General features: G+C 61.1%; 13 protein-coding genes. 5 read left to right on the plus strand and 8 right to left on the minus strand.

What is annotated here, in order from left to right:
• Window positions 1–306: 306 nt before the first annotated feature.
• From CGA21_RS08080 to CGA21_RS08110, 7 genes are all read right to left on the minus strand, one after another.
• Window positions 307–1,719 carry an amino acid permease gene (locus CGA21_RS08080; RefSeq protein WP_110747279.1) on the minus strand — a complete coding sequence of 471 codons (1,413 nt, stop codon included), beginning with the start codon at window positions 1,717–1,719 and terminating at the stop codon, window positions 307–309.
• Window positions 1,720–1,923: 204 nt separating this feature from the next.
• Window positions 1,924–4,185 carry an ATP-binding protein gene (locus CGA21_RS08085; protein WP_188263934.1) on the minus strand — a complete coding sequence of 754 codons (2,262 nt, stop codon included), beginning with the start codon at window positions 4,183–4,185 and terminating at the stop codon, window positions 1,924–1,926.
• Window positions 4,182–4,928: a substrate-binding periplasmic protein gene (locus tag CGA21_RS08090; RefSeq protein ID WP_188263951.1), complete on the minus strand. Its 747-nt coding sequence runs from the start codon at window positions 4,926–4,928 to the stop codon at window positions 4,182–4,184. Before CGA21_RS08090 ends, CGA21_RS08085 begins: the two co-directional genes overlap by 4 nt.
• A gap of 32 nt (window positions 4,929–4,960) precedes the next feature.
• Window positions 4,961–5,677, minus strand: coding sequence for a response regulator (locus CGA21_RS08095; RefSeq protein WP_020800504.1), 717 nt, complete (start codon window positions 5,675–5,677; stop codon window positions 4,961–4,963).
• 74 nt (window positions 5,678–5,751) lie between these two features.
• The gene (locus CGA21_RS08100; RefSeq protein ID WP_110747288.1) at window positions 5,752–6,399 is read right to left on the minus strand and encodes a TetR family transcriptional regulator C-terminal domain-containing protein; all 648 of its coding nucleotides are present in this window, start codon (window positions 6,397–6,399) and stop codon (window positions 5,752–5,754) included.
• A gap of 216 nt (window positions 6,400–6,615) precedes the next feature.
• A complete protein-coding gene (locus CGA21_RS08105; protein WP_188263935.1) occupies window positions 6,616–7,407 on the minus strand; it encodes a class II aldolase/adducin family protein in 792 nt (263 codons plus the stop codon).
• Window positions 7,408–7,484: 77 nt separating this feature from the next.
• Window positions 7,485–8,534, minus strand: coding sequence for an ABC transporter substrate-binding protein (locus CGA21_RS08110; protein WP_110747294.1), 1,050 nt, complete (start codon window positions 8,532–8,534; stop codon window positions 7,485–7,487).
• A 203-nt stretch (window positions 8,535–8,737) separates the two neighbouring features.
• Here CGA21_RS08110 and CGA21_RS08115 point away from each other — a divergent pair, with 203 nt between their 5' ends.
• The gene (locus CGA21_RS08115) at window positions 8,738–10,699 is read left to right on the plus strand and encodes an FAD-dependent oxidoreductase (protein ID WP_110747297.1); all 1,962 of its coding nucleotides are present in this window, start codon (window positions 8,738–8,740) and stop codon (window positions 10,697–10,699) included.
• Window positions 10,700–10,850: 151 nt separating this feature from the next.
• Window positions 10,851–11,432 carry a helix-turn-helix domain-containing protein gene (locus tag CGA21_RS08120; RefSeq protein ID WP_110747300.1) on the plus strand — a complete coding sequence of 194 codons (582 nt, stop codon included), beginning with the start codon at window positions 10,851–10,853 and terminating at the stop codon, window positions 11,430–11,432.
• Here CGA21_RS08120 and CGA21_RS08125 read toward each other — a convergent pair.
• Entirely contained in the window at window positions 11,429–12,361 is a 933-nt protein-coding gene (locus tag CGA21_RS08125) for a helix-turn-helix domain-containing protein (RefSeq protein ID WP_188263936.1), read from the minus strand. The two genes, CGA21_RS08120 and CGA21_RS08125, sit on opposite strands and share 4 nt — an antisense overlap.
• A 162-nt stretch (window positions 12,362–12,523) precedes the next feature.
• Here CGA21_RS08125 and CGA21_RS08130 point away from each other — a divergent pair, with 162 nt between their 5' ends.
• The 3 genes from CGA21_RS08130 (at window position 12,524) to CGA21_RS08140 (ending at window position 16,425) form a co-directional block, all read left to right on the plus strand.
• Window positions 12,524–13,882, plus strand: a complete 1,359-nt coding sequence (locus tag CGA21_RS08130; RefSeq protein WP_033045488.1) for a glutamine synthetase family protein — start codon at window positions 12,524–12,526, stop codon at window positions 13,880–13,882.
• A gap of 156 nt (window positions 13,883–14,038) precedes the next feature.
• Complete coding sequence (locus tag CGA21_RS08135; protein WP_188263937.1) at window positions 14,039–15,127, plus strand: polyamine ABC transporter substrate-binding protein; 1,089 nt, start codon at window positions 14,039–14,041, stop codon at window positions 15,125–15,127.
• Window positions 15,124–16,425, plus strand: coding sequence for an NAD(P)/FAD-dependent oxidoreductase (locus CGA21_RS08140; protein WP_110747308.1), 1,302 nt, complete (start codon window positions 15,124–15,126; stop codon window positions 16,423–16,425). Before CGA21_RS08135 ends, CGA21_RS08140 begins: the two co-directional genes overlap by 4 nt.
• The last annotated feature ends 206 nt before the right edge of the window (window positions 16,426–16,631 follow it).

Below are 16,631 nucleotides of genomic sequence, written 5' to 3' on the forward strand. Positions count from 1 at the left end.
TTATCTAGATTCAGCACTGCGCATTTGGTGCTGTTACAACTTCGAACAACTACCGACAGGCGGCTGTAGGAGCGAGCATGCTCCGGGCGGCGTTCCGACGATGGTCGTCAACGATTACGCGGGAAGCCTGGCGCCCCGCGGCGTTCTCGGGTTCATCGCGAGCATGCTCGCTCCTACAGAGAGCCCGAAACAACTGTGGGAGCGAGCCTGCTCGCGAAGGCGGCACCACTTTCAACATTTCTGTTGACTGATGCACCGCTTTCGCGAGCAGGCTCGCTCCCACAGGAGGGGTGTTGAGACAGGGGTTTATGCGCTCGGCAGGCTTGGCGCCAACACCTCTTCACGCTTGCGATGGAACAGGAAATACGCGCCATAACACAGCGCAATAAATCCAAAGCCCCAATACAGTGATGGTCGCTGGGTTTCATCCAGTGCCAGGAACACGAACAGCGAGCAGCACAGCGTGATGCACATCAGCGGCAACACCGGGAACCACGGCGCGCGGTACTTGAGGTCGCTGAGCTTGCCGCCGTCGCGCAGGTAGGCCTTGCGGAACTTGTACTGCGCCAGGGCGATGACAATCCAGGTCACGGTGCCGGACATCCCGCTCACCGCCATCAACACCATGAACAAGGTATCGGCGGCAATAAAGCTGGTCATCAGCGACACCAGGGCGAAACACAAGGTGATGCTCAACGCACGCAATGGCACGCCACGCTTGCTCAACGGCGCCAGGCTTTTTGGCGCCATGCCGGTTTTCGACATGGCCCACAGGATGCGCGTCGAGGCATACAGGCCGGAGTTGCCCACCGACAGGATCGCCGTGAGGATCACGAAGTTCATCAGGTCGGCGGCGTAGGGAATGCCAACCATGTCGAACACTTGCACGAACGGACTTTCCATCAGCCCAGCCTGCTGCCACGGCACGATGGCCGACAGTACGACGATTGCCAAGACGTAGAAGATCAGCACGCGAAACACCACGTTGCGTACGGCGCGGGGAATGCTTTTTTCCGGCTGGTCGGTTTCGCCCGCCGCCACACCCATGATTTCGCAGCCCTGGAAGGCGTAGACAACGGTCATCATCACCGCGAATACCGCGGACATGCCGTTGGGGAACAACGAATCGCCGATCAGGTTGGTCATCATCGGCGCAGGCGCGCCACTGGTCAGCGGGATTGCGCCGAAAATCACCAGCACACCGACCACAATGAACCCGAGAATCGCCGCCACCTTGATCCCGGAAAACCAGTATTCCGCCTCACCGAAGGCACGGGTTGCCATCGCGTTGATGCCGAACAGCACCACCACGAACAACGCCGACCAATACCAGATCGGCACCGCCGGGAACCAGCGCGTCATCAACATACCAGCCGCCGTGAACTCAAGGCCTACGGTGGTGGCCCAGCTCATCCAGTACACCCAGCCGATCATGAAGCCAGTGGCCGGGCCGATGAACTTGGTCGCGTGGGTCTGGAATGAACCGGACACCGGCATCTGCACCGACAGTTCGCCGAGGCAGACCATCACCAGGTACATCAGGAAACCGGCGACCAGATAAGCCAGGATCGCCCCCACTGGCCCGCCCTGGTTGATGGTCACGCCGGAGCCCATGAATAGCCCGGTGCCGATCACGCCGCCCAGGGACAACATGAAAATGTGCCGACTCTTCAGGGCCCGAGTCAGCTGGATGCCTTTACGATCGGTGTTTTCGCTCATGCCCGGCACCCCGACTCGCTGAGGCGGGCAGCGCATGACGGGAAGTCAGGCAGGGAGGAAGCAGCTTTACGGCAATTCATTATTATTATCTCCAATAAGCTTCGAAGACCGCGCTGCGGCGGTTGCGTCGATTATTGGAAAGCCATGTAAGGCCCTGTTGTACGTAAAGATCGAAGTTGTAGAAAGTCGTAACAAATTTGTACGTCAGCTCTGCAACAGGCCTTTGAGCGTGTGCAGCGACCCTTGCAGTTGCGCTTCGACCAAGGGCACCAACGATCGAATCGCGGTTTGGTCATTGCCCAGCGCCGCGATTTCCAGACTCCGTAATGCCTCGGCCAAGGCACGAAACCCCAGGGAATCGCCGCTGCCGGCCAGGCGGTGCGCCAGTTGTGCGACTTCGGTGCAATCATCGGCCTCAATGGCTTCGCCCAGTGCCTCACGGTGTTGCACGATTGAATCGCGCAATACGGTCAGCAAGCCCTGTACTTTCTGCTCGCCAAGCAAACTGCGATGGGTGCGCAGTAACGGCCAGTCCATCGCTGCGTCGTCAACCTCGGACAGGCCGGTGGTTGCCCGCCCCGCCAGCACCTGTCGCAGGTTGTCCAGCTTCAGGGGTTTGGCCAGGATGCCATCCATGCCTGCATCCAGATAACCGCGGACCAACGCCGGTTGCACGCTGGCGGTCAAGGCAAAGATGCGGGTTTCACGGTTCGGTCCGTCGTTGTCACGGATCTGTTTGCACAACTGGACGCCGCTCATGCCCGGCAGGTGCACATCCAGCAAGATCAGATCGAAGCTGCGCGCCGAGCATTGCGCCCATGCCTGTTCAGCGTCGTTGGCCAGCCACACTTGATGCCCGTCCCGTTGCAACAGGCCCTCGGCCACTTCGCGGTTGAGCGCTACGTCCTCGACCACCAGGATGTCCAGCGCCGGACCCGCCGTATAGGTGGGCGTCGAGGCAATGGCCTCGATGGCCGGCTGCAACGTCAACTCGAACCAGAAGCAACTGCCGCGCTCGACTTCGCTGCTGACGCCGATGCAGCCCCCCATCTTTTCCACCAGATGCTTACAGATAGCCAGCCCCAGTCCCGTGCCGCCATAACGCTGTGCGACCTCTTCACTGGCCTGGGTGAATCGCTCGAAAATCTTCGCCTGCATCGCCGGGGCGATACCGATGCCGTTGTCGGTCACACTTACCCGCAGACGCTGTCCGCCCTGATCTGGCGGCAATGCGAGCAATGCCACTTCGACACAAACGTCACCGCTTGCTGTGAACTTGATCGCGTTGGCCAACAGGTTACTCAACACCTGGCGCAGGTATTGCTCGGCGCCGTGGTGAAGCTCGGCCACCGCTTGATCGACCCGACAATGCAGGATCGTGTCGTTGCCCAGCGCCTTGGGTTCCAGTAGCGTGAGGACTTCATCGAGCAGTTGGCGCATCGAGAAATTTACCGGTTCCGGGGGACTGGTACCCTCCTCCAGCTTGGCGAAATACAGCACTTCATTAAGGATCGTCAGCAGCCCCTCGCCCGCTTTGTGCAACGCATCCAGGCGCCTGCTGTCCTGCGGGTCGAGACGGGCACCGCTCAGCAGCTCGGCCATGCCTAGGATGCCATTGAGTGGCGTGCGCAGTTCGTGGCTCATGGTGGCCAAAAACCGTGATTTGGCGAGGTTGGCCGCTTCGGCGTCGTCCTTGGCGCGCATCAGGCTGGCCGTGCGCCGCTCGACCCTGCGCAGTAATTCGTCGCGGTTGTCCTGCAGGGCCAGGCGGTCGGTTTCCCGGCGGTCGATGTCGCTGAGGATCGCCCTGCGCATGTCGTCGAGGGCATGGGCCACGGTGTCGATTTCGTCGTTTTGCGCGCCAGGACGCTTGTCCAGGCGCAGCGGCTCGTGCCATTGCCCTGCGGCAATGCGCCGGGCAAATTCAGCCATGACTTTCAGATGCCGGGTCACCAGGCGATAAAACAGCCCCGACAGCGCCACCGCCAGGCCGCAGAAAAACACCGCCATCCACAGCAGGTTGGTCAAGCCGGTGGCATACAGGCGTTGATACACCGCCCTCAGGTCGGTGCTGACTTCCAGCTCGCCGAGATGGCGCAAGGAACCTGCAGGTGGTTGGTAATCCAGGGCAAAGCGCTCGATGCGCAACGGCCCTGCCGGCGCGGGATTGCCCTGCACCAGGTCGAAATCGGGACCGGTCAAATGCACCCTGGCGACGTCGGAGAAATCCACCAGGCCGCGCAGCTGCACATTCAACTGCTCCTGGTTCAGATCCCAGAGACTGCGCTCCAGGCTGGCCAGGTAACCGGCGCGGATCAGCTCCATGCGCGAGTCGATCTCGCGCATTTCCCGGCGATACTCGATATACAACTGCACGCTGCTGGCCAGCACGGTAAAACACAGGCTGAACAGCAGGATGAACCACAGCAGTCGCCGCAGCAGTCCACCGGCACGTGCTCGGATCATGGTGCGTTCGCCGGCAGGTTGATCATGTCGCGATAGATGACCTCGCTTTCATTGAGAAGGCGCTGGATATCACCGGCATCCACCATGCGCTGCAATTGCGCATCAATCTGCGGCATGTGGGCGGACAACGGCGAACGGCGGGAAACGGCGACCCGCAAATAGTCCACGCTCAGGGCCTTGGGCAAGGCCACGATGTCCTGGGCGCCGGGCAGGGTTTCCACGTACAGCTCACCGGTGCGGCGCTCCTGGGTGATGAAATCGATGCGCCCGCGAATCAGCTTGCCGAAATTCTGGCGGCTGCTGGCGACCCATTCGATGTTGTTGTGTTGCGCGACCATGCGATCGAACGCCACGCCGTAGCTTTCACCGAACAGCAAGCCGCCACGGTAGTGGGCCAGGTCCTGCAATTGTTCGAACTTCACCGGGTGCTGGCGATTGATGAACAACGCCACTTCTTCGCGCAGCACCGCAACGGTGGAGAACAGCATGCTCTGTTCCCGTTGCGCGGTACTGTAGGCCAGCACCACATCGACCCGGCCCTCGGCGACGTCCAGCAGACAGCGTTTCCAGTTACCCAGTACCACAATCTCGACCTCATAGCCGAGTTGGCCGAACAACTGCCGGACCACACTGGGCGCCAGGCCACGCACCTGTTTGCCATCGCTCCAGGAAATCGGCGGATACACCGGGTAATCGCAATAGCGGATCTTGTCCGCCGCCTGCACGTTGCTCGCCAACAACATCAGTAGCGCCCAGAGCAACCGTCCCACCGTCGTCACGCCGCCAGGCTGGCAGTGAACAGGTAGCCGGCGCCATGGATGGTAATGATCAGTTGCGGTTCGGCGGGATCGTCATGCAGTTTGCGGCGCAAGCGCCCGACCAGCACGTCGATCGAACGGTCGTTGGGCACCCATTCGCGGTTGCGGATCTGGTCCATCAATTGATCGCGGCTAAGGGTGTGGCCGCTGTTGCGCAAAAATACACTGAGCAGCTGGTACTCGCCGTGGGTCAGCAAGGTCTCGCTGCCGTCCGGATCGATCAAGCGCCGGCGGTCGGTGTCCAGCGCCCAGTCGGCGAACTGCTTGACCGGTTTGGCGACAGCGGCAACCGGCTGTGGCGCCTGTGCATGGCGTACCCGGCGTATCAGGTTTTTTGCCCGCGACACCAGTTCCCGTGGATTGAGGGGTTTGATCACGTAGTCATCGGCGCCGCATTCGAGGCCGACGATTCGGTCGATTTCGTCATTGCGCCCGGTGATCAGGATGATCCCGACTTCCGAGCGCACCCGCAGTTCGCGGGTCAGGGTCAGGCCGTCCTTGCCTGGCAGGCGGATATCGAGCATGACCAGGTCGACAGCCTGGCTGGCCAGGAAGGTTTCGGCCAGTTCCGCCGTGGCGGCGCAGTGCACGTCGTAGCCTTCCTGTGACAGGTAGGCATGCAACAGTTCGCGAATCAGCGGATCGTCATCGACGATCAGTACCCGAGGAGTCATTGCTGGGTGTCCTGCTTGTTTCTTATTAGAGGGCTTGCATCAGTGCCAGAGAGTAGCCACTGCTGAACGGGTGATCAACAGCTACTCGTCTGCACGCAAAACCGCTGCCGGCCGCCGGCCTGCAAACCGTCGACCCAGGCTTCGCAAATCTGGATGCCCTGCTCGGGGGTAAAGGTCCCGGGATTGAGCCCGGACTCCAGCCACAGGCCATCGAGCAACGCACTGAGGCTGATCGCGGCCAGGTCGGCGTCGAAGTGCTCCCAGCCCTCCTCTTGCGCCAACTCCCTGAGCACCTTGCCCAGGATCGCGCGGTACTCGCCATAGGAATGCTCGTGGGCCTGGTTGATCGCCTCGGCGGTTTTCACCGCGCCCCAGAAGGCGAGCCAGGCGTCGATCAGTTGCGGGTCGAGCAATTCGGCGCAGAAGGAGGCGCGAAAGAACGCCGACAAACGCTCCCGAGCCGTGGGTGCCGCTTGCTCCATGGCGTCGCGCAACAGCGTCATGACGCGCCCGGTGATCGCCATGTAGGCCTCGGCCACCAGTTCGTCCTTGCCCGAATAGTGATGGCTGATCAGCCCGACCGATACGCCCGCCTCAGCGGAAATCTTGCGGATCGACGCCCCCTGGAAACCATGGCGCTTGAGGCACACCAGCGTCGCCTCGATCAGATTGGCCTTGCGCAACTCCGGTTCCATGCGGGAAAAACGGGCTTCCTGATTCATGGGCGACTGCTCCTGGTTTGTCGATCGTTGAGGCTCGCGTTATGGCTTGCGAGTTGAACGAATGTACAGCAAGAGTATGCCCGCCTGAAAGATCGCCTTCGCGAGCAGGCTCGCTCCCACAGGTTTCTTGTCGTGCACGATATTTGTCAACGACCCGATCAATGGTGGGAGCGAGCCTGCTCGCGAAAGCGTCAGTCCATTCACATATGATCCCGATCAGTCCCGATACCCCGGCGCCACCCGATCCAGCATTCGGAGCAATGCCGCCCAAGCCAATTGCATGGCATCAGGGTCGCTCAACTCACCCTCTTCCAGTGGCCGTCCCGGGTCATTGAACTGGCGCTCGGTATGCGCGCACACCTGCGCCGACGGCAATACCAACTCCCCGGCCGCCTGCGCCGCCAGCTGGATTTCGCAAGCCTTTTCCAGGTAATACATGCGCAAGAATGCCTGGCTCACGGTTTCGCCGACGGTGAGCAGGCCGTGGTTGCGTAGCATCAGCACCGGCTTGTCGCCCATGTCGGCCACCAGTCGCTGTTGCTCGCTCAGGTCCAGGGCCACGCCTTCGTAGTCGTGGTAGGCCACCCGGCCATAGAACTCCATGGAAATCTGGTTCACCGGCAACAACCCGCACTTCAACGCCGCCACTGCACAACCGGATTTCGTGTGGGTATGCAGCACGCATTGCGCATCTTCGCGGGCACCGTGGATGGCGCTGTGGATCACGAAACCGGCCGGATTCACCGGGTACGGCGACGGTTCCACCGCGTTGCCATCGAGGTCGATCTTCACCAGGTTGGACGCGGTGATCTCATCGAACATCAGCCCGTAGGGGTTGATCAGGAAGTGATGCTCCGGCCCTGGAATACGCACCGAGATGTGGGTGAAGATCAGGTCGGTCATGCGAAAATGTGCAATCAAGCGATAACAGGCCGCCAGTTCTTCTCGCAGGCGCTGTTCGGTCGCGCTGCGTTCAGGGGCGGTCAGGGCGGTTGCGATGTTATTCATCGTTCTGGGTCTCCAGGGGGTTCGGTTGGGCAGACAGTACGGCTGGACGCTTCGACAGGTCCAGCCATCCCCTGTACTTATTTGCTGGCCCAGGCGTTGAAACGTTCTTCCAGTTCTTCGCCATGGTCGACCCAGAAGCCGACATTCATCGACAACGCGCCCTTGAGGTTCTGCGGCGCCGTGGGCACCCATTGCGCCAGTTTGTCATCGAGGCGCGCGGCGGCCTGGATATTGGTCGGACCGTAGGGGATTTGCTCGACGTATTTCACCTGTGCATCCGGCTGGTTGGCAAAGGCAATGAAGCGCTTGGCCTGGTCGACGTGCCTGGAGCCCTTGATGATTGCCCAGTAGTCCATGCCATACAGGCTGCCGGGCCAGACCAGGCCCAGGTGGCTGCCTTTCTGCGCGGCGTCGGCGATGCGCCCACTGTAGGTCGAGGTCATCACCACGTCGCCAGCGGTCAGCCATTGCGGCGGTTGCGCCCCGGCTTCCCACCACTGGATGTAAGGCTTTAGCTCAGTGAGCTTGGCGAATGCCCGGTCCACGCCTTGCGGGGTACCGAGCACCTTGTAGACGTCTTCGGTTTTCACGCCGTCCGCCAGCAGGGCGAACTCCAGGTTGTACACCGCACGCTTGCGCAGCCCGCGCTTGCCGGGGATTTTCTGTACGTCCCAGAAATCTGCCCATGACGTCGGGGCCTGGGCCAATTTGTCGCGATCGTAGGCAATCGCCACGCTCCACACCAACGCGGCGGACCCGCACTCTTGCGCCGCCTCGGGGATCAACTCTTCGCTGCGACCCAGGCGAGTCCAGTCCAGTCGCTCATACATGCCCTCTTCGCAGCCACGCATCAGGTCCGGACCTTCGATCTGCACCACGTCCCAGTCGACGTTGCCGGTGTCGACCATCACTTTGATCCTGGCCATTTCACCGTTGTATTCGCTCTGGATCACTTTGCTTTGATCCACGGCGGCAAAAGGCTGGAAGAACGCCACGTCCTGGGCTTTTTGACCGGCGCCGCCATAACCGACCACCACCATCTCCGATGCTGCCTGTGCGCTGCCAAGGCCCATCACCAGGGTCAGCGCCAAGGGATAAAAACCGTGCTTGAGCGTATTCGATTTCATCAGTGGTTCCTCGTGCAGGTGCCAGGCGACCCAAGGTCGGCATGGCCCTTTTTTATTGTTGGTGAGGTTCGCCCCAGGAGCGGGCTCGACACGAAGCTAATCAAGGCCAAGTAAAAAAACAAGTTGATTTTTTACTGCAGGTAAATTTTTATAGACCAACAAAAACAACGAGAATCTGCTGCCACTGTAGGAGTATGCGCACCATGTCGAGCCCGACCCCAGCTTTTGCTCACCTGTTCGAACCCTTGCAGATCCGTGGCAAGCGCCTGAAAAATCGCATCATGTCCAGCGGTCACGACACCTCCATGCCCACTGACAACCTGGTCAACGAGCAGCTGATTGCCTATCACCGGGCACGTGCCGAAGGTGGTGTCGGGCTGATCGTGCTGCAGGTGGCCGGGGTGCATGACAGTGCGCGGTACACCTCCCACGTTCTGATGGCCACCGACGATGAATGCATCGAGGGCTACCGCAAGCTGGCGCAAACCTGCCACGCCCACGGCACGGTGGTGTTGTCGCAGGTGTTCCACCCGGGACGGGAAATCATGGAATCCAGCGACGGCCTGCTGGCCGTGGCTTACTCGGCATCGGCGGTGCCGAACGAGCGTTTCCGGGTCATGCCACGGGCGCTGGACCAGGCAATGATCGACGAGATTGTCGACGGTTACGCGGCGGCGGCCCGACGCCTGCACCAGGCCGGCATCGACGGCGTGGAAGTGGTCGCCAGTCACGGTTACCTGCCGGCGCAGTTCATCAATCCGCGCGTCAACCGGCGCACCGACGGCTACAACGGCGAGCTGGAGCAGCGCCTGCGTTTCCTGCGTGAAGTCATCGCTGCGATTCGGGCTGCGACCGATGAGCACTTCATCATCGGCCTGCGCATCTCTGCCGATGAACGCGACCCCGAGGGGCTGACCGAAGACGAGTCCCTGGCTGCCGTGCAATCGCTGCAACCTCAGCTGGACTACGTTCACATTGTCGCCGGCACCTCGGCATCGCTCGGGGGGGCCGTGCACATCGTGCCGCCGATGGCGATCGAAGCGGCCTACCTGGCCAAGGAGGCTGGGACCTTCAAGGCTGGCTTGAGCATTCCTTTGTTCGTCACCGGACGCATCAACCAGCCCCAGGAAGCCGAGCTGATTCTGGCGCGCGGCCAGGCCGACGTGTGCGGCATGACCCGGGCGTTGATCTGCGATCCGCAAATGCCCAACAAGACCGACGACGGCCGCGTGGAAGATGTGCGCGCGTGCATTGCCTGCAATCAGGCGTGCATCGGGCATTTCCACAAGGGCTTGCCGATCTCCTGCATCCAGCACCCGGAAACCGGTCGTGAATTGATATTTGGCCAGCGTCAAGCGACTGTAAAACGCAAACGCATCATGGTCGTCGGCGGTGGGCCGGCCGGGATGAAAGCCGCTGCAGTGGCTGCCCAGCGCGGGCATGAGGTGACACTGTACGAAGCCAGCGCGCAACTGGGCGGCCAGGTGTTGCTCGCGCAACTTCTGCCAAGGCGTAGTGAATTCGGGGGTGCCAGCACCAACCTGCAGCGGGAAATGCAATTGGCCGGGGTGCGTGTGGTGCGCAATACCCGGGTCGACCGCGCTCTGGTGGAGCAGGAAAAGCCGGACATGGTGATCGTCGCCACGGGTGCCAAACCCTATTGGCCGCCCTTCGAGCGCGGTGGCGAACTGCAGGTGGTGGATGCCTGGCAAGTGCTGCGTGAGGAGGTAAAAATCGGCCGTTCGGTTGTGGTGGTCGATTGGCGCTGCGACTGGATCGGCCCCGGTATCGCCGAGCGCCTGACCCGTGCCGGACATCAAGTGCAACTGGCGGTCAACGGCACCCATTGCGGGGAAAACCTGCCGCTGTACGTGCGCGATCAATTGGCTGGCGAGCTGCACAAGCTCGCCATTCCCGTCATCCCTTACGCCCGGTTGTACGGTTGTGACGACAACACGGTCTACCTGCAACACACCGCCAGCGGCGAACCGATGCTGATGGAGAACGTCGATACGCTGGTGCTTTGCCAGGGCCATCAGCCGGTGGATACCTTGGGCGCGCAACTGCAAGGCCTGGTGGAATTTCGGCGTATCGGCGACTGCCTGGCGCCGCGTACCGCCGAAGAAGCGATTTATGAGGGACTTAAAGTCGCGTGGGAGCTTTAAGCCTGTTTATACTCCGGGGCTTTAGCGCCAACCTTTGTAGGAGCTGCCGTAGGCTGCGATCTTTTGACCTGCTTTCAAAATACAAGATCAAAAGATCGCAGCCTGCGGCAGCTCCTACAGTGGGCCGTAGCTTACCGGTTTGGAACTCAGTATGAGCAATGACAGCAAGACCCAGGCCGAACCGCATTTTCTCGGCACGCGGATTCGCGGCCTGCGTAAACGCCGGGGCATGACCCTGGCGGAACTGGCGCAACAGAGCGAGCTGACCGCTGGCTACATCAGCCAACTGGAACGCAATCTCGCCTATCCCTCGATCCCGGCGCTGTTCAACATTGCCCGCAGTCTCGGCGTGACCATCCAATGGTTTTTCGCCAGCGAGGCGGTCACCGATCCTGAAGACGACGGCATTGTCGTGCGCAAGCACAGCCGCCTGAATGTCCATTACGAAGACGGCATCGTCGACCAGTTGCTGACCCCGCAAGCCAACCGTCAGCTGGAAATGCTCCACTCGCGTTTCCCGCCCGGCACCTACAGCCAGCAAAGCTACAGCCACGACGGCGAAGAAGCCGGCTATCTGCTGTCAGGCAGCTTTGAGTTGTGGGTCGGCGAGCGCCACTTTCAACTCAATGAAGGTGACAGCTTCAGTTTCTCCAGCCAGGAACCGCATCGTTATGGCAATCCCGGCGTCGTGGATGCCGTGGTGATCTGGGTGATTACCCCGCCGACTTTCTAGCGCCGGCCACGCCCGACGGCCTGGACCACGCTTGCACGCTTGAGGGTGTCACTCGGCAGTTCCTTGAACAACGCGCGATAGCTGCTGGAAAACCGCCCCAGGTGCCAGAACGACCAGTGCATCGCCACTTCGGCCACGGTGGTTTGTGCCGGCGTGCGGCTGAGCAGTTCGCGGCGGGCGCTGTTCAGACGGCGCAGGCGCAGCCATTGGGTCGGCGCCATGCCGGTGAAGGTCTTGAAGGCGTGCTGCAACTGGCGCAGCGAAACCCCCGCGACCTTGGACAAAGCCAGCAGGTCGAGGTGTTCCTCGGGGCTATCCGCCGCCCATTCCCCTACCCGCTTCATGATCGCCCGCTCCCCTGCCCGGCGCTGCAATGCACCCGGATCGAGGCAGGTACAGGCGTTGTCGAGGATGAACAGGCAATCCTCCAGCAGCTGCTGGGTCAAGGCTTCTCGGCTTGGCGGGTCGTAGGTCTGCGACAGCTGGGTCAGGGTTGCGCTGAGCCAACGACTGAACAATGCATTTTGCTGCGAATTGAGCGGCGCCATGAACAACCCCTCCAGCCGCGCGACATCCAGGGCGTGACGCTGGACAAACTCGGGCCCGAACACCACGGCGATTTCCTGGTAGTTCTCCGGGGTGATCCAGATGTTGCGGCTTTCGCCGTTCAACACGTACAGCGCGTTGTCGCTACGGTCGAAACAAAACGCCAGCGCGCCTTGTGGCGCGCTGAAATTCTGCTCGACCCGGGTGTTCATGTGCTCTTCGTAAATCTCTACGCCCTGTAGATCCAGATAGCGCACCCTGCCGGCAAAATGCCCCGGCGACATCTGTTGGTAATGCTGGACCCAGCCCGGTGTGGCTCGGATTTGCTCGGCGATATCACAGGTATTGAACGCTTGAACGTGTAGTGAATTGCAGACTGTCATTGGGCGACCTTACGCACTCTTTTGGTGCGCTTTGTCCTGCTTAAAGTGGATAGATGGAACCGCAAGGCTCGCCCAAGATAGACGTCAACGCGCTACAGGGGAAGTGTCCGGCGGATGAAACCGGCCTCTCCTGGCGTTAATAAAACCAATAACGAGGTCTTTATGAATGTCCCTTTCGATCAGCTGTTCACTTGGCTGAAAGATCACAAGATTACCGAAGTCGAGTGCGTCGTCAGCGACCTGACCGGCATTGCACGCGGCAAAATCGCACCCACCAACAAGTTCCTGCATGAGCGAGGCATGCGCCTGCCGGAAAGTGTGCTGTTGCAAACGGTAACCGGGGACTTTGTCGACGACGACATCTACTACGACCTGCTTGACCCGGCGGATATCGACATGGTCTGCAAACCGGTATCCGATGCAGTGTATGTCGTGCCTTGGGCGATCGAGCCGACCGCCATCGTGATTCACGACACCTTCGACAAGTTCGGCAACCCGATCGAACTGTCGCCGCGCAACGTGCTCAAGAAAGTCCTGCAGCTGTACACCGATAAAGGCTGGCGGCCGATTGTCGCGCCGGAGATGGAGTTCTACCTGACCCAGCGTTGCGAAGATCCGGACTTGCCACTCAAGGCCCCGATGGGCCGCTCCGGGCGCGCCGAAAGCGGTCGCCAGTCGTTCTCCATCGACGCCGCCAACGAATTCGACCCACTGTTCGAAGACGTCTACGACTGGTGCGAACTCCAGGGCCTGGACCTCGACACACTGATCCACGAAGACGGCCCGGCGCAGATGGAAATCAACTTCCGCCACGGCGACGCCCTGGACCTGGCCGACCAGATCACGGTGTTCAAGCGCACCATGCGCGAGGCGGCGCTCAAGCACAATGTCGCGGCGACGTTCATGGCCAAGCCGGTCGGCGATGAGCCGGGCAGCGCCATGCATATCCACCAGAGCGTGGTGGACATTGCCACCGGCCAGCCGATCTTCGCCGACGCCGACGGCAACATGAGCGAGTTGTTCCTGCACCACATCGGTGGCTTGCAGAAGTACATCCCCAAAGTCCTGCCGATGTTCGCGCCGAACGTCAACTCGTTCCGCCGCTTCCTGCCGGACACTTCGGCACCGGTGAACGTCGAATGGGGCGAAGAAAACCGCACTGTCGGCCTGCGCGTACCGACCTCGAGCCCCGACGCCATGCGTGTGGAAAACCGCTTGCCCGGGGCCGATGCCAACCCTTACCTGGCCATCGCCGCCAGCCTGCTGTGCGGTTTCCTGGGCATGGTCGAGCGCATTGAACCGAGCGCCGCGGTGCAGGGCCGGGCCTATGAGCGGCGCAACCTGCGCCTGCCGATCACCATCGAAGACGCGCTGACGCAGATGGAAGAATGCGCCACCGTCAGCCGTTACCTGGGCGACAAGTTCGTGCGTGGCTACGTCGCGGTCAAGCGCGCCGAGCATGAGAACTTCAAGCGCGTGATCAGCTCTTGGGAGCGCGAGTTCCTGTTGCTGAGCGTCTAACCCTCCCCTGAATGATCGTTCCCATGCTCCGCGTGGGAATGCAGCCTGGGACGCTCTGCGTCCCATTGGAACGCAGAGCGTCCCTTGAGGCATTCCCACGCAGAGCGTGGGAACGATCATCACCTGAAAAAACCAATAATTCCAAGAGGTGTCGATATGCGTCTATTGAAATCCATGGTTCCGCTCGCGCTGACTGTCCTGTTCAGCGCCGTCGCCCAGGCTCAGCCTCAGGTCAGTGTCTATAACTGGACCGACTACATCGGCGAGACCACCCTCGCCGACTTCCAGGCAAAAACCTCGATCAAAGTGATCTACGACGTTTTCGACTCCAATGAAACCCTGGAAGGCAAGTTGCTCGCCGGGCGTACCGGGTACGACGTGGTCGTGCCCTCCAACCACTTCCTCGCCCGTCAGGTAAAGGCCGGCGCGTTCCTCAAGCTGGACCGCGAGCAACTGCCGAACTTCAAGAACCTGGACCCGAAGCTGCTGGCCTTGCTGGAGAAAAACGATCCGGGCAACGCGCACTCGATGCCGTACCTGTGGGGCACCAACGGCATCGGCTACAACGTTGACAAGGTCAAGCAGGTGCTGGGCATCGACCACATCGATTCCTGGGCCGTGCTGTTCGAGCCGGAAAACATCAAGAAGCTCAGCCAGTGCGGCGTATCGATGATGGACTCGGCCGATGAAGTGTTCCCCGCAGTCCTCAACTACATGGGCATGGACCCGCGCAGCGAGAACCCCGAAGACTTCAAGAAAGCCGAAGCCAAGCTGCTGGGCATCCGTCCGTACATCACCTATTTCCATTCGTCCAAGTACGTCTCGGACCTGGCCAATGGCGACATCTGCGTGGCATTCGGTTACTCCGGCGATGTGTTCCAGGCCGCCAACCGGGCCAAGGAAGCCAATAACGGCGTGAACATCGCCTACGCCATTCCCAAGGAAGGCAGCAACCTGTGGTTCGACCTGCTGGCCATTCCCGCCGACGCCAGCAACCCTAAAGAGGCACACGCGTTCATCAATAACCTGCTCGATCCGCAAGTGATCGCCAAGGTCAGTGCCTCGGTCGGCTATGCCAACCCTAATCCGGCGGCAAAGCAGTACATGGACCCTGAATTGGTGAACAACCCCGAGGTTTACCCGCCGCAGGAAGTGCTCGACAAGCTCTATATCTCCACCACCCCGCCGCAGTCGATCATGCGCCTGATGACCCGTTCGTGGAGCAAAGTGAAGTCCAACCAATGAACCAGTACACACAGGAACATGCTCGCTCGTATTACGCCGCGTCGGCCCATGGCATGGCGCAATTTCCCGGGCTGACAGCGGACCTTGAGGCCGATGTCTGTGTGATTGGCGGTGGTTTCACCGGCATCAACACGGCCATCGAACTGGCCCAGCGCGGTCTCTCGGTGATCCTGCTGGAAGGCCGGCGAATCGGCTGGGGTGCCAGCGGGCGCAACGGCGGACAACTGATACGCGGCATTGGTCATGACGTCAGTGGTTTCGCCAGGCATATCGGGGCCGAAGGCGTGCGCTATCTGGAGCGCGCCGGTATCGAATCGGTCGAGCTGGTGGGCCGGCGAATCCGCGAACACGGCATCGATTGTGACCTGCGCTGGGGCTTTTGCGAATTGGCTAACACCCCGGCGCAGTTTGCCGGACTTACATCTGAATACGCAGCGCTCAAGGAATCGGGGTACGCCCACGAAACTCGCCTGGTCGAGCCCGGACAGATTCGCACGCACGTGGTCAATTCAGGCGTATATGCCGGCGGTCTGGTCGACATGGGGTCCGGTCACCTGCACCCCTTGAACCTGGTCCTGGGCGAAGCGCGGCTTGCGTCATCCCTTGGCGTGCAGATCTTCGAGCAGAGTCCGGTGCTGGAGTTGATCCACGGTGACACCGTAAAGGTTCGTTGTGCGGGCGGCACGGTTCGCGCGGGAAGCCTGGTGCTCGCCTGTAACGCCCACCTGGAAGAACTCGAACCGAAACTCAGCGGCAAGGTGCTCCCGGCCGGCAGCTACATCATTGCCACCGAACCCTTGTCGGCCGAGGTTGCCGCGCAGCTGATCCCGCATAACCTGGCGCTGTGCGACCAGAAAGTCGGCCTGGACTATTACCGGCTCTCGGCAGACCGGCGCCTGTTGTTCGGCGGTGCCTGCCATTATTCCGGGCGCGATCCACGGGACATCACGGCCTACATGCGCCCACAAATGCTCAAGGTCTTCCCGCAGTTGGCGAATGTGCGCATCGACTATCAATGGGGCGGAAAGATCGGCATCACGGCCAATCGATTCCCCCAGGTCGGGCGCCTGCGCCAGCACCCGAACGTGTTCTACGCCCAGGGTTACTCAGGCCATGGCCTCAACGTGACCCACTGGTGCGCAAAACTGCTGGGCGAAGCGATCCAGGCCGGACACAGCAAAGGCTTCGATGTGTTCAGCGCCGTTCCGCACATGACCTTCCCGGGCGGCCGCGCCCTGCGCTCGCCGCTGCTGGCGCTCGGCATGCTGTGGTACCGAATGCGCGAAGTGCTCGGTTAACCCCTGTGCCCCTTGCGGCACCCGGCGGTCTCTGTAGGAGCGAGCATGCTCGCGAAAAACCTGAGAGCACCGCGGGGTGCCAGGCTCCCCTCGTCATCGTTGACGACCATCGCGAGCATGCTCGCTCCTACAGTAAATCGGGTGCATCTGGTCGACTGCCAGGCCCATGCGCCAACCCCATAACCTTTATTTCGATTTGCTCAATC

The organism is Pseudomonas sp. PSB11, from assembly GCF_014596605.1.
Classification (GTDB): Bacteria; Pseudomonadota; Gammaproteobacteria; order Pseudomonadales; family Pseudomonadaceae; genus Aquipseudomonas; species Aquipseudomonas umsongensis.